2 protein-coding genes and 1 pseudogene are annotated in these 16,152 nt (G+C 40.5%); all 3 read right to left on the minus strand.

From position 1 onward, the window contains the following. A pseudogene (locus tag FJR77_RS09360) lies at positions 1–71 on the minus strand (transposase); the annotation flags it as partial. Positions 72–291: 220 nt separating this feature from the next. Beyond that, the gene (locus FJR77_RS09365) at positions 292–7,467 is read right to left on the minus strand and encodes an SIALI-17 repeat-containing surface protein (protein ID WP_140834635.1); all 7,176 of its coding nucleotides are present in this window, start codon (positions 7,465–7,467) and stop codon (positions 292–294) included. A 357-nt stretch (positions 7,468–7,824) separates the two neighbouring features. Then, positions 7,825–16,107 carry an SIALI-17 repeat-containing surface protein gene (locus FJR77_RS09370; RefSeq protein WP_140834633.1) on the minus strand — a complete coding sequence of 2,761 codons (8,283 nt, stop codon included), beginning with the start codon at positions 16,105–16,107 and terminating at the stop codon, positions 7,825–7,827. Positions 16,108–16,152 lie beyond the last annotated feature (45 nt).

Here is a 16,152-nt window from a genome sequence, read left to right on the forward strand (position 1 = left end):
AGCTTCTCTATGCTATATCCTTGTTTTTTAAGTTCATAGATCTGAACTTTATCATCATAAGTTAATTTCATAATAAAAACACCCCAAAAGTTAGATTTTTTCTGTCTAACTTTTGGGGTGCAGTTCAATATTAGGTATTCAAAACCTTAATACGATGCGTTTTATCATGCAAGGATCTACTATATTTCTACTCAATTTGAGGCTTTATATCATAGTAGTCCTGCTCATTTACCGATTCAATTTTTAATCCTCGATTAATCTATACAAATAAGAATAATTTAGAGATAAAGTCTAATCTTCTTTACGTTTTGCAGTCAATAGTGTTGCTGACAAGGCCAAGCTAACACCTGCTAAGAAGATGGCTGTATCAGATTCTCTCTCACCAGTTTCTGGTAAGCTATTTTGATCTCCTTTGACTGCTGAAGCCTTTCTTTCTGTAGTCTGGTTATTTGCTAAGTTCTGTACTGGATGCTCTGTTTTCTCACGAACTGGTGCTTCATGATTTCCTACTGTTGCTGGAACACCTTTATCCTCTGGAAGTTTACTATCTTGAGGCACTCCTGTATTTACCCCGTCTTTAAATTTAGGCTTCTCAGCGATTGGTGCTACCTGATTACCTACAGTTGATTGTTTCCCTATGTATTCTGAAATATCGTTAACTGCTCCTTCAACAAAGTTAGCTCCGCCTTTGAATTCTGGAACCTCATTGACTGCTCCTTCAACAAAGTTAGCTCCGCCTTTGAATTCTGGAACTTCGTTGACTGGCGCAGGTTCCCCGCCCTTACTATTTGAAATAGATGGTTTTACTCCCACCTCGACAATGCGGTCTTGAGCCTTTCTTTGTTCAGTATGAACAATAGTTCTAGTAGTTCCTGATACTTGAATAAAGTCAACTTTTTCTCCATCTTGTCCCTCAGAAACTACACGACGTTTACCTTGAGCAAGTTCAGGATTTTCACGAATAACTTCTTTAAATGGAAGCGGAGTCTTTTCAATTTCCAAGCTTGGAGTTTCTGCTACTAAGTTCTTAACTCCTTCTGTCGGAATTGTTTGGAAGGCTGCCTTAAAGTGTAAACGATACTCTTTCACAAGAGTTCCATCTTTAGAAACAAGACGAACAAGTGTTGGAAGATTAGTATTTCCAGGATTCACAACTGTGACTACTCCATGTCCACTAGTTGTCGCAGTGACTTTTGGTTGGGAACTCATTGCTGTTAGTGTATAATCTGTCACATTTGGTTCAAAGTTTTCCAATGCTTTTCCATCGATCGAAATAGTCGCTGATGGTGTTTCCACTTCTGCTCCTTTGCCTGCAGAGTAGGCTGTAAATTCTACAAGTGCTAGGCCATTAGTAGTAGCCTTACGAGTCATGCGAGCACGAATAGCTGTCGTTTGAACCGGATCAAAGTTAAACTCGATTGGTTTACCAGCTACTAATTCTCCAGAAGCTTTATAAGGAATTGATTCCCAATTTTCTGCCTTGTTGAATGGATGGTCAGCATTTTCTTCATACCGAGAAATCGTACTTGGTTCTGTAAAGGCAGGACCAATATATCTTTCTAGAACCATTTTCTCTGGGGCATCTGTTCCACTATCTTTAAAGAACTGGATTGCTACTTTTCCAATGGATTGAGAGGCAATTTTTCCATCCTTCTTAAAGAGTAGGCCGACAGAAGTTTCTTGATTTTTCGGAGTACGAGACCAGTTTGTCCAACGTCCATCTTCATTGTATTTTCCATCATTGATATAGAAAATTCTATCATGTGAAGCTGCTTGTGTATCGTTCGTTGTCGAAGCAAAGGCTTTAGAATCCGTTTCATTGTTGCTTGGATTTTCTGACAGAACTTGGTTACCTTTAGCTACAACTGTCACCTGTATTTTAGTTGTTAGATTTGTACCAATGACATGACCAGTTACTTCAAAACTTCCCTCCTGTTCTGTCGCATGTTCAGGAATGGCATCCCATTGAACTGCAAGGTTAGCCTTAACCCAGCCAGCTTGTGAAGGATAATAGACTGTCACTTCAGCAGGCAATTGAAGTTGATCACCAACATTCAGGGTCTTGGCACTATTTTCTGCAGCTGCTGATTGTGTTGACTCTTTTTCGTCATCACGGAAGATACGATATTCTTTCAGAACAGTTCCATCCTCAGCTTTTAAGATAAGACGTGTCGCACCTTTTTCACTTGTTGCAGGCACAACTGTTACCAGACCATTATTGCTAGCTGTTGCAGTGATTTCTTTGCTAGATTTAGGAATATAGTAATCAGTCTTAGATGGATTGAAATGTTCAAGCTTCTTGCCATCTACTTGGATAGAAATTTCTGAACTTGTAGAGCTCACTACCTTATTTCCAAGGACAGTTAGCTCTGTCAAACCAACACCAGCAGTTCCATCTGCTTTCTTCATGCGCATACGAACAGCATAGGTTTCTACCTTATCAAATGTAAAGTGGTTGGTTTTACCTGCAGATAATTGTCCAGGAGCTTTGAGGTGTTCCACCTCTTTCCAGTTAGCTTCATTATTAAATGGATGGTTGCTATCACGTTGAGCATTATTGACATCATTCGGAAGATCTGGAACTTCTTGACCGACATAGTATTCAATAACATATTCTTTTGGAAGACCAATCGCTCCATCAGTATAGAAATCAACTGAAAGATTATCAACAAAGCGCTTGGTCAAATCACCAGAGTTTCCAAACAAGATTGATGCCCAGTCATTATCAGTATTTGTTCTCCAAGTAGTCCATCTATTTTTAGCATCTGTAGGCGTTCTTGATACAGTCAGGTCGTTCAAAGCATTAGCCGAATCATCCCCTCCTGTATTGGATACAATAGCTGCTGGTAATTGTGAACCTGTCCATTGTTTAGAGATATTATTTCCAGCAACCACTTGACTAGAAACACGGACATGAGCCTTGGTGGTCAGATTGCTACCAACTAAATGACCATTGATTTCATACACCCCTTCAGTTTGACTAAAGTTAGCTGGTACCTGATCCCAAACCACATCTTTGTAGATAGTGGTTCCATTAGAATGGTAAGCACGTACACTGGCTGGCAATTGAACTGTCTCACCCTTAGGAAGAGTAAGGCTGATTTCCTCTGCAACTTGCAAGCCTTCAACCGTCACAGTTGCTTGAGCCTCAATATCTGTACCTTCTACATGTCCTTTAAGGGTAAAGCTATGATAGTGCCCCAATTCTTTTTCAGCTACTTTGTCCCAAGTTACAGCTACCTTACGAGGCAAGCCTTTATCAAATTCTGCTCCAACTTGACTAGGTAAATTAGGTTGCTGATTGATATCGGTAGAGGCAGAAACTGGATGAAGTTTGACAATTTTCTTCTCTACTTTATTTTCTTTAATCACCAATTCAGTTGCGACAGATTGCGTTTTTTCTGTTTGATTGTCAATACGAGGAGTTAGAGTAACACGACCCTTAGTATAGAGCAACAAGTTCTGTCTATTTACCTCAAGATGACCACCATCAGCTGACTTGGCTTCTAAGTGGACATCTGACGCTGCAAATTCCGTCTGTGAACCATCCTCATAATGCCCAATCACATGATAAGGGAGAACTTGATCTTCTGTTGCTTTCTCTTTTCCTTCAACGTTTACTTCCAAGCGGGTCAAGGCAGGTGCTTCCTTCACGAATTGAATCAAGTAAGTTTGAACCAAGTCACCCTTCTGGTCACTCAAGAAGACAGAAGCCTGATAACCATTATCAGCAGAAGCTTGCTGAACTGTTACCTGATAGCCTGTAGTCTGTGCTCCAACACTTGGGATTTTAGCAGTGTAAGGAAGGGATACTCGGTAATAAGTCTTTCCAGGCTCAAAGTTTTCAAGAGTCTTATCTCCAACCGTGAGACCTGTAACAGTACTTTCTGTTTCCTTGTTGCTTGCGATAAAGGTTGCAGTTACTTCACGATCGTCATCTGTCAATTTACCAGTTGCTTCAGTTCGTCCACCTTCTTTAGTCAAGGCGGCAGGATCTTTCAAGGTCCAAGACACAACATCTGTATCAATCAAGCTGCCATCTGACAAAACAGCAGTAACCGTTTTATCCAAATCAGCTGCCGTTGTACCAACTGGAACTGTCGCTACCTTAGGCAACCACTTATCAAGTGCAACTACCTTGACAAGGGCTTCAGCCTTAGCTTCGATACCTTCTACATTACCAAATACTTTTTTCTCACCTGCGCTTGTAAGCAAGTCAGATGGCACGTCCCATGTTACAGTCTTTTCCTCAACACTACCGTCACTATAAATAGCTGTTACTGTTCGTGGTAATTCAGGAGTGGTACTCACATCAGTTGTGGCCTTCACAGGAGCATAGGCTATAAAGTGACGGTTTTCTTTCTTACCAGACACGGTTGCAACTGTTGCACTATCAGATGTTAAACCAGCAGAATCTGCATAAAGAGTAAATTTACCTTCTTTTTCTGTTGATTTTACAATGACAACCCCTTTACCATTGAAAGCACGTCTTTGCCATGTTCCATCTGCTTGAGCTTTGTAGCGTTCACGACTAGCTTGTTCTCCATTATCCACACCAACAATCTGTCCCTGACCATGAAGATTGAAATGAACAAGATTGTTAGCTGTCGGAACAACATTCCCTTCTCCATCAACAATTTCGTAATGGATGTAAGATAAATCTTTACCATCTGCTGTGATAACATGCTCTTCCTTAGTCAGACGAACTCTTGCTGGCTCCCCAGCAGTTGTCACACTATCACGCGCAATTTCGTTGCCATTTTCATCTCGAGCAATCGCAGTCAGTGTGCCTGGTTGGTATTTAACGAGCCACTCGAGATACAATTCACTTGGTTTAGCTCCCTCATGATATGGACGTCCATCTTCTGTCGTTTTCTTAGTAAATTCCTTTTTACCAAGTGACTCTCCATTTAAGAACAATTCGACACTTGCTGCATTTGAGAAGGTACGAACCGGAACCTTTCCATCGACCAGCATCTTACGATCCCTGAGTGTCTCATCAGTCCAGTTCCAATGTGGTAAAATTCGGACAGTTGGTTTTTCTTTAGCACTATACCATTCACTACGGTAAAGGTAAAAATCATTCTTGGGTAAACCAGCCGTATCGATGATACCAAAGTAAGAACTTTTTACGGGTGTATTATCTTGGTTATGCCATGGAGTTGGTTCACCGATATAGTCAATTCCTGTCCAGATAAATTGTCCAGCATAGCCAGCATGATCACGGTCAAAAGTCCATGACTCAGTAGCTGTTCTTCCCCATCCAACACGGTCATTACCATAGTCAGATTGTTCATAGTGACGATTTGGACGGTTATCATGTCCAAGGATTTGAGCAGGATTGTAATAAGAATCACGCGTTCTAGTAGCTGAAGAAGTTTCAGAACCATAGATGAGCCAGTCTGGATGAGCTCTACGAACAGCTTCATAATTACGCTCTCCATAGTTCATACCCACAGCATCCATGATTTCTGCAACTTTCAAGAAATCACCTGTAGACGCACGACTAAATTTATTTTCACCCATGGTTACGTAACGCTCGGTATCAATCGCTTTGATAACAGCCTTCAAACGTTTAGCAGTTTCAATAGAACGAGGACTACCATTCGCTTCATCTACCTCATTTCCAAGAGACCACATCACAATAGACGGATTGTTCTTATCACGTTCTACCATTGTTCTAAGATCAAAATCAGACCACTTCTCTCCCTTCTTAGCCTCGGGATGAGTCGCATCTTGATCAAAGAAACGTCCATAGTCGTAAGTCTTCTTGCCACCATACCAAGTGTCAAAAGCCTCCTCTTGAACCAAAAGTCCTAGACTCGCCGCAGCATCTAGCAACTGAGGGCTCGCCGGGTTGTGAGTGGTACGAATGGAGTTCACTCCCATATCTTTCAGAAGTTTTAATTTACGATAAGTAGCCTTATAGTTCTCTTCTGCACCCAAGGCTCCATTGTCATGGTGAATACTTACCCCATGGAATTTCATTCTCTCACCATTGAGAGAAAATCCTTCCTTAGCTGTCCAGTTAAAATAACGGTAACCAAATGTATCTTCTGTTACATCAACTAACTGGCCTTCTTTATAGACTTTTGTTTTTAGAACATAAAGTTGAGGATGGTAACTTTTCGTTGTCCAAAGAGTTGGCTGATTAACCAGGATATTCTGATTAAATTGTGCTGTTTCATTTTCTGCCAAACTCTTAGTTTCAGAACGAACTAGTTCTGAAACAGCTTTACCCTCCTTAGTGAAAATTTGTTGCTCCACAAAGACATTCGCAGCCTTTTTATCTGTATTTTTAATCTTACTTTGAACTTGTGTTTCAACATTGCTATTTTTTTGTTCAGCTAATTTTGGTGTTGTAATGTGGTTCCCATTTTCCGCAACATGGACCTTATCACGATAACTAAGGGTTACATCACGATAAATCCCACTTCCAGAATACCAACGACTACTTGGCTGCTTATTGGTCACTTGAACGGTAATGGAATTTTCACTGCCATCCTTGTTCAAAAATTCTGTAATATCATAAGAAAAATGATTATAACCACTTGGATAATGTCCTACAAATTTACCATTTACATAAACCTTAGAATCCATGTAAACACCATCAAAATTGATACGAACATCCTTGTTCTTGTCTGCTTCATTCAGTGTAAAAGTCTTACGATACCAAGCCGTTCCACCATTTAACTGTCCACCTTCGTTGCGAGCAGGAGACTTGTGATCGAAGTCAAAATAAATACTCCAATCGTGTGGTAGATTCAATTTAGACCAATCATGAACATCCACATCTTTTTTTGAAAAATCTCCTTGGGCGTTTAGTTTAAAGTACCAATCTTTATTGAAGTCTTGTTTTCGATCTGATAATAGCTGCTTCTCTGTTTCAACATCCGCTTTACTTGACTCTTTAGAAAGCGCTTGCGTTTTTTCAGAAGAAGATTTGAGATCTGCAGTCGGTTTTACCTGATCCTTTTCTGAAGTTTTCTTAGCATCCTCTTTTACATCTGTTTCAACTGCTGCTGTAGATTTCGGACCATCTTCCACAGTCTTTGGATTTGTCTCTTCAGCTTTTTGCCTCTCTTCAGCTTCGTTTTCTTCTCCTACCTTATTTGGAGTTTCAACTTTAGGATTAACCAATTCATGGTTACCTTCATTAACAGGTTTAGTAGGTTCTGTATCCTTAGTCACTTTGTCTTCTGTCGACTCAGCTTTTGGCTTTACAAACTCACGTCCACCATTCTCATCAGCCTTTGCGATAGCAGCTGCCACATCATCGGGAAGCTTATCTAAAGGCTGAGGTTGATGAACTGTTGTTTCTTCTGTTTGAGTATTGGATGAAGCCACCTCCTCAGCTTGTACAGCTGAAATACCAAATATACTAGCCCCAATCATCACAGATGCCGCACCTATAGCAAATTTACGAATGCTATAATGGCAACGTTTATCGAAAAGTCTTTTGTTCATTAAAATCCTCTTTTCTTTTTCTTGATGCTGAGTAAGCGCTTCCTTTTTTAGAAAAATAACTTCCTTCTGAACACACAACTAAGCATCGAGTTTGTTTTTTGTATATATTGAATATATCAAAATGAACAAAAAATTGCAATCTTTTTTATGATTTTAATATAACAAAAAAAGATTGAGGCAACATCCTATAACGAGAAGCTTAACAATGGATAAAGAATCTGGTCCGAAACTATCAACTATTCAAAAACCACACAGTGTTGCTTTCAGCTTGATGATGCTCAATACTGAAATCACTGTGTGGTTTTATTGTGACATTAATGTTTATCCAGGATTATTGAATAACTCTTTTTCGAATTCTTAATCCTTTTTCCTTCTTTTGATAAAAGCGGCAGAGAGAACTAGTCCAAGACCACCTAACAAGGCTAAAGTAGCTGATTCTTCTCCACCTGTTGCTGGAAGTTGATCTTTAACTTTAGCAACCGATGTTTGTGGTTGTTCTTGTTTTTGTGCTTGATCTGTTTTCACTGATGCACTTGCAAATTCATCGGACTTTTCAACAGTAGTTTCAACATCACGATTGCCACTGCTCATCTTATCTCCATCGACTTTATCAACCGAATCTTTCAAGTTTTCCTCTGTTGGAGTGACTTGAGGGCTTGCTGTTTCTTTATATTCTGGGACTTCATGGACAGCTGCTTCAGTGCCATTTACGCCACCCTTGAAGTCTGGGACTTCTACTACTGGTGATGGTAGCTTGTCTGCTTTTTCAATAGCTTCAGTATACTCGGGAACTTCATGGGTAGCTGCCTCAACTGCGTTTACTCCGCCTTTGAATTCTAGCCCTTCTACTACTGGAACCACATCATCGCCTGCTGTGCCAATAGCTTGAGTGTATTCTGGAACTTCATGAACAGCTGCTTCGACACCATTTACGCCACCAGTAAATTCTGGGACTTCTACTACTGGTGATGGTTCGTCACCCTTACTTGTAGTTGGAGCCGGTTTGGCTGGTTCCTCTGGAAGTTCTTGGTGGAATGTCGTCATTTCGTAGAACTCTGGTTTACCTCCTTCCCAAACAAGTTTCACATCCAATAATGGAGATTTATCTCGGACAGCAAATGTTTGGAAGCTTGAGGTAATCTCACCTATTTCTGACCAAGAATCTCTTTTATCTGATTTAAGAGTTCGAGCCAATACTCGAGCCTTCACTCCTTGCGGAAGACTTGAAACAAGTCGAATATGGTTGACATCTGTCGGTTCTGACAAGTGGTAGACCAGCTCACCTTGTTCTTTCTCAGCCTTATAGCTAGTCAATACCTTACCATCTACGAGGTTGGTGTAGAGGTTACCTTGGCTTTCACCACTGTTTCCTTGAACAGTTGGATCATTAATCGGTTTCACGAATTCGCCATCATTGATAACCAACTCAGTGAAGCCTACAAAACGAGCATCATAGTTAGCTGTAAATAGAACACGGAGATAATTGGCTTTAACTGGACTTGCAAGTTCACCCTCGATGTAGCGGTTTCCTGGCATCTTAGAATCATGTGTCCAACCATCTGTCAAGGAATCATCACGTGTCTCATTGGCAACACCATCACCAACTGTCACAAGATCTGTCCAAGTCTTGCCATCTTGACTGACTTGAATCTTACCATCACGGAGATAGTTTTGAGTGCCGTCTTGAATGTAAGCTCTAATTTTCTTGATTGCACGTTCACTACCTAGCTTCAAGGTGATATGACCATCTTTACGCGCATAGTCTGAAAACTCTACAAAGTTATTGTAAACTCCATCGAACAATTGATCCAAGTTCTTAATCTTACGAACGTCATTGCGACCATATGTTGGATGGATGCCCATTGATGTCGAATCAAGTGTGGTTGGTTGAATTTCTTTTGTCTGAACAAGTAGAGAGGTTGCTGTCACTGCTTGTTCTTGGTCAGTCTTGTTGACCAAACGAACATAACGTACCAAGGACTTATCTGTCACTTGATCAGCCGGATACCATTCTTGGGCATTTGGAGAATATTCCAAATTAAGGGATGGGTTTTCTGTACCAACCGCTTGAATGAGTTCAGCTTGGTGAAGACGATCAAGTTTCATACCCAAATAACTTTTAGCTGGAAGTTTTGTTCCGCTCGGAATTTGCATATTATAACGGCCTAGGCTGTCATAAACTGGAGTTGACTTCAAGTTCTCAACATTTGTATCAGTCAATTGGCTATTGCCTGTACGTGTTTCAACTGAGAAGTCAGCGATACGCCACCATAGGTTGGTGTTCTTAGTATTGCGAATACGGACATAGCGAGCTGAAATTGGAGTTTCGATTTCTTTGGTTTGTTCACCAGTCAAGCGATCCAATTCTTGCCATGAGTTACCATCTGCAGAATATTCAAGAACACCTTCTGCTAATTTATCTCCTGAACCTTGGTGGAGACGAACCTTAGTCACAGGTTTGACTTCGCCTAAGTCTAGTTGTACCCAACTATTTACTGGAGTTGTATCAGTTCGATCAGCATTCGCAAGCATGGCTTCAGTATTGTCACGACCGTCTGTAATCTGACCAACTGTCGTATTGTACTTGTACATAAGATTTGGACTAATCGTCACAGTAGCTGCCTGTTTAGCACGAGTAACTTCCACAGGGCGGTTAACAGCAATTTCTCTTACAGCAAACCAAGTATTATCACGATCTGAAGTCGCAATCATTCGAACAGCCTTGGCACGAATATTGAGTTTTTCATATTTAATAAGAGATTCATTTCCAGTATAGCTTGGTTCTGAAAGTGTTACCCACTCATCATTTTCATTTAGGTACTCAACCTTAGCATTGTTAAAGGTATCACGAGGATTTGCTTGAGTTCCCATTGCAAAGGTCAAGTTTTGGAGTGGAACAGCTTTGTTAAATTTCAAACCAATGTAATCACCAGTCTTGATACTGTTTGGCGATTTGATTAATGCATGAGTTCCCAAATCTCCATCAGTTACCTCAGCAAGTCCGCCTTCTACACCTGTACGGTTTGTGATAAAGGTACTAATCACTTGATCAGGATGCAAGGCTTTTTGAACTTCTGTTGCCAAGATTTCACGCAGTCCAAGCAAGAATGGACGGATATGTTGAACACCCAACTCAGCTTTTTCGTCATGGTCTACATAATGGAAGGTATAAGTTTGAGACTGTTCATATAGTTTCAATCCCTTATAGTAACTATCCCAAAGTTTTGCAGAATCGTTCTTTTCGATAGCCTCTGTACCATCAAGGAGAGCACTCAAGGCATCCATTTGGTCAATGGTATTGTCCAACCAATAATGGATTTGAGCACGCATCTTTTCATCACCAGATGCTTTATAAAGTTGAGCTGCAGCTTTTAGTTTCGCAAATTCTGCACGCAAGCCTTCACGCTCTGCACCAACATCTTGACCAGCTTTCAACTTAGACATGAAGGCCGCCAATTTCGGTGCAAGTTCAACAGACTCTTCCAACTTCACAACACGACCATCCATGTTTTGGTTGATCATATGTTTACCAAGCTCACGGAAGGCAAGAGAGGTTTCGCTATCTGTAAACTTACCATTTTCAACAAAGTTGAAGGCAATATCGTTTACTTTCTTAGCTTCTTCTTCTGACTTCCATTGTTTCCATGCATATTGAGCTGCAGAGAAGAGGGCAATCTTAGAAGGCTCAGATTGTTGCATTGGATTCAACATGATACCTGAAAGAAGACTAGGATCAACATTTGGATGAAGGAATTTCTCACCACCACCTAAGATTAAGTGTTGTTTAGAATTATCTGTAACAGGCCAATTGACCCATAGAGAAACTGGACGATATGTCTTACCACCTGCAGTCAGATTGTTCTTAAGGTTAGAGAGGAAGCTTTCGGATACTTCACCCCAGATCTTACCACCAGTAAGGGTCATAGAGGTTGAAGTTGGAAGATTTTCATTGAGTGCTTTCAACTCATCTTCACGGCCATTACCCCAATATTGACCTGGGACAAAGATCATTTCCTTACGAAGGCCACCATAAGTTGCTTGTTTTTTAGTCAACCAGTCTGTCATGTCCTTCATCAAGCGGTTGTAGCTATTGTAGCCACCAACTGGACTTGGGGCATCATCAGCCAAAATACCGAACTCACGAACACCGACATCCATTAATTGAGTGAATTTAGCTTTAATAGTTTCAAGGTCTTTTTGGTAGTCAGCATCGTTACCAAAACGGATACGATTATTCATGAATGGATGGATGGTCCAAACATAACGAGTCTTGTTTTGGTTTCCAACACGCGCCAATTCACGAATTTCAGCTAGTTTTTCTTCTGGATAAAGTTCACGCCATTTCTTGTTGTGATATGGATCATCTTTTGGTGCAAAGAAGTATTGGGTCAACTTCAAGTCACCACCATAACGCATCAATTCTGCACGGTCAGCATTACTCCAAGGATTTCCATAGTAACCTTCGATAAAGCCACGGTTCTTAATTTCAGCGTAGTCTTCAACTGTTACATTACGTAAGACTGGTGCCGCGCTCTCATTAAGCATGTGTTTGAGAGTCGTTAAACCGTAGAAGACAGCATCTGTATCTTTACCGACGATAGAGATTGTATTGTTCTTGATTGACAAGGCATAAGCATCAATTTTATCAAAGAGTCCTTGAGAAATTCCAGATACTTCTTTTTCAGCCTGTGAATTTTGACCATGAACACCAAGGTAGATGTTAGTAGCACCTGCCACTGCTGTTTGACTGCTTGTGTATGAGATTTGATGATCTTGTAGAACGCTCTTCAAGCGGTTACGAGTATAGATATCTAATTGATCTCCCATGACAAGATTGACTTGTTTATGGAGTTTCGTAACACCTTCATCGTAAGTTACTTTTTGTGGTGTTGGGAATACCTTGTATTCTTTCTTAAGGTAGTCTTGACTTTGGGCTGCAGCAGCAACTGCCTCATCACTTGTTGGCTTGCTAGCTACAAATTTATCAGCAAGTTCAGTTGTCCCGTCACCCATCTCCTCAACTTTAGGTGCTTTTGGAGTAGCTGGCTCTTCTGCCTTGTTAGTAGAAACTGGTTTCAGAAGTTGAATTTCTGCGGCACTACCAAATCCTGCAACACCTGCTAGGACTTTTAATTCTACCTTATTCGTTTCAACTGCATCAAAGTTCACTGTTTTCTCTTTGGCATTGTTTTCCCAAGTTCCTGAAGCAACTTTAACCATCTGACCATCTTTTTGAGCATATATTTCATAAGATGTCACGACACCATTACCACCACCTGGACGTGGAAGATAAGTCAAACCATTGACTTTTTCACTTGCTTTCAAGTTCATAGCAACTGTGAATGGTGCTTGATGTCCAGACCATTTTGAATGCCAGAAGGTATTTGGATCATTGTCGAAGGCTTTTTCTACTGGACCTTCTGCATTGGTACCTGGTAATTCTTGACTAGTTGCAGAAACTGTAAAATGATTATTTGGAATCAAACGTGGATTTACAAATGGTTCATTTGACAACTCAGCACTATGCAAGATTCCTTTGAAACCACCGATCGTTTCAAGTGGTAGAACCAAGCTATTATGAGCAAAACGAGGATTAGCTGGATTTGCAATACGTTCAACCTTTTCACCATCTACATAAACTTCTGTAGATTGTGGTTTCGTTACAACAGAGATTTGATAACGTTTGTTCTTTTCAAGTTTCTTGTTGAATTGAATATGGAATTGCTCAAAAGTATAGGCAAGGTAGCCATCCTTATCTGCAAGATAAAGTTGATTATTGCCACTTGTTGAGAAGGTCTGTTCACCGTCACCAGTTACAGTAACATCCATTTTCAGGACATGACTTGGTCCTGCGTCACCAACTAGACCTTCGATTGTACTGTCTTTATCGAAATTCAATCCTGCTTCAGTCTTCTTCACTTTCTTAGCAAGGTAATCTTTGACAGTCTCAGGATTAATCTTGAACAAGTCTTCTTCAGCTATAGTCTTTTCAGGATTAGATTGTGGTGCATAGACACTTGCTGGTTGAATACGATCTGCATAGGTCTTAGCTGCACGATCGGAACCCCAAGTGCGTTCTGCAGTAGACTGCATACTCTTGAAGAAACGTTTAAAGATATCATAAGAAGTAAGTCCAGTTTCATGGAGGTCAATATTATCATTCCAAACCGCATGACCACCACCAATGATATTAGGATTAGAAGCTTCTAGACGTGGGCCACCACCTGTTGAGAAGTCATTTGGTGTCCAACGATTGTATTGAATTTCATAATTTGCATAATCTCCATAAGCAGTTTGGCTATTGCTACCACTTGGGACACTATAGGTTGGAACATCTGTGATATTGATAATCTTGGCACCTTGAGCAATTGCAGCTGCTGGACGTTGCCATCCAAGGCTCCAGATATCCACTTCTACATCTTTCCAATCAACTGGCGTTTTTCCTTGTTTGGCGCTGAGTGATCCCCAAATACGTGGTGTATAACCTTTTCCTTTGATATACTTGATGAGGTCATTGACATAGCGACGATAGCTTTCTGGACTTCCATAATACTCATCTGTACCGATATGAACGGTAGAAACGCCATGAAGGGGTGCATCTGGACCATCAAGAAGTTTATCATAGACTAATTTAACAAAAGCAAGTGTTTCTTCGTACTTGTTATCCAAGTCCAACATAGCTACACGTTCTACATTGTGTTTTCTCGCACTAAGTTGACCCTTGTACATCAAGTCTGGACGAACTTTAACGAATGAAAGGGCGTGACCTGGTGTGTCAATTTCAGGAACAAGGTTGATATGCAAAGCTTTTGCTAACTTGATGATTTCTTGCATTTCTTCCTTGGTATAGTGCTCATCTGATGTTAATTTTTGGCCATCCTTACCAACAATATCTGTCTCCACACGGAAGCCTGTCTTGGCATGCTCTAGAACATACTTGAGTTCTTCTTCTGGACTTAAGTTCTTACCTGCCAAGTGCTCTTTTAGGAAGATATAGTTATCATTCAAGTGCAACTGAAGATCGTTCATCTTGTAGTAGGCCATGTTTAGCATGATGTCTACAAGCGTATCATAAGGGATAAACTTACGACCTGTGTCTAGCATAAAGCCACGGTGGCTGAAGCTTGGGAAGTCACGGATCTCACCGTTCTGTAGATCTTTTTCTCCCATTTGAAGAAGTGTACGTGTAGCATAAAAGGCACCTGCATTTGTTGCAGCTTCTACAGTGATAACACCATCTTTTACAGTGATACCATAGCCTTCCTTACCATATCCCTTGTCTTCAACCTTCTTAAATTCAATTCGTTTTTGAGCTGTCTGATTGCCTGTTGCAATTTCTAAGCCACGACTTTCAAGGTCAGTCTGATAGAATTTGGCTTCTTGACCAAATCCAGAATCTCCGACTGAAATAACAGTAGATGATGTAATAGAAGTTTTTCCTTCAGTTCCATACCATTGTTGAACTGCTGGAGCAACTGCTGGTTTAGTTCCAACGCCTTCGTCTGCATGCAAGCCTTTAATAAGAACTTCAAATTCTTTTGTGAAGGTATGAGTATCTTTGACTTGTTGGACCATGACCTTAACAGTTTGATCTGTTAAAGGTTTGTAGATTTTGTTATTTAGGTCAACAACACCCTGTTTGTTGCTACCAATTAAGCTTACTTGACCTGGTAATTTAGGTAAAACAAGTGATTTTCCATCTTTAGCAACTTCTAGTTCTGTCACCTGACGAATATCTGTTGGTTTGCTTGCATCCGGAATGTTTGAATAGGCACGAATTTCTTGAATACCAACATTTTTCCAGTTCATAGTACCAGCTTGGTAATCTGTGATTTCAAGTTTAAGGTACTTGGCTTGAATAGCCTCTTTCAAATCAACTTTTTCATCAAGAAGTGGAGTGCCTGTTCTTTGATAAGCTAACTTCCATTCTTTAACTCCCGAACCATTCACATCATCCTGGCCAGCGTAATAAAGATTCCATGACTTGATATTTGGATCATTTTTTTCACCACGAACACGGCGATCCCAATCAATCTCCACATGCTTAATCACTGTTGTCTTTTCAAGTGTAAATTCGATGGTTGGTTTTTCAACATTTTGATCAGTAGCCCAGCGAGTATCAGGTTTTCCGTCAATTGCCTTTTCTGCTGTGTACTGTGTGTTTGCTTCATGGTTTGATGCTGTAGCAGAAGCTTTTTCTAAATGATTGACATCTGGTGTTTCGACCAAATCTTTAGTCACTGGCTTTTCAGATGGTTTAGCTGTTGGAGCTACTTCTTCTTTTAGAGTTTCTGCTGGTTTTGGAGTTGCTTCTTCCTTCGGAGCAGGAGTTTCAGTTGGCTTTGTAACTGTTTCTCCAGTATTTTCAGGCTGACTTTCTGTCTCACTTGGTTGAGTTTCACTATCCCCTGTCGTAGTGGCAGTTTCTGCTTTTTCAATAGCTGCTGCTATATCTGCTGGCAGCTTATCCAGAGGCTGAGCCTGTGTTATTGTTCCTTCTGTCTCAGCAGGTCCTTCTGTTTCAGCTGCTTGAACCATGCCAGCACCAAAGATACTAGCACCAATCATAACAGAAGCTGCACCAATCGTAAATTTACGAATACTATAATGACACCGTTTCTCAAAAAAATGTTTTCCCATTTTTTCTTATTTCCTTTCATACGCTCACAATCGTAAACGTTCTCA

It is taken from the genome of Streptococcus shenyangsis (assembly GCF_006385785.1).
GTDB lineage: Bacteria > Bacillota > Bacilli > Lactobacillales > Streptococcaceae > Streptococcus > Streptococcus shenyangsis.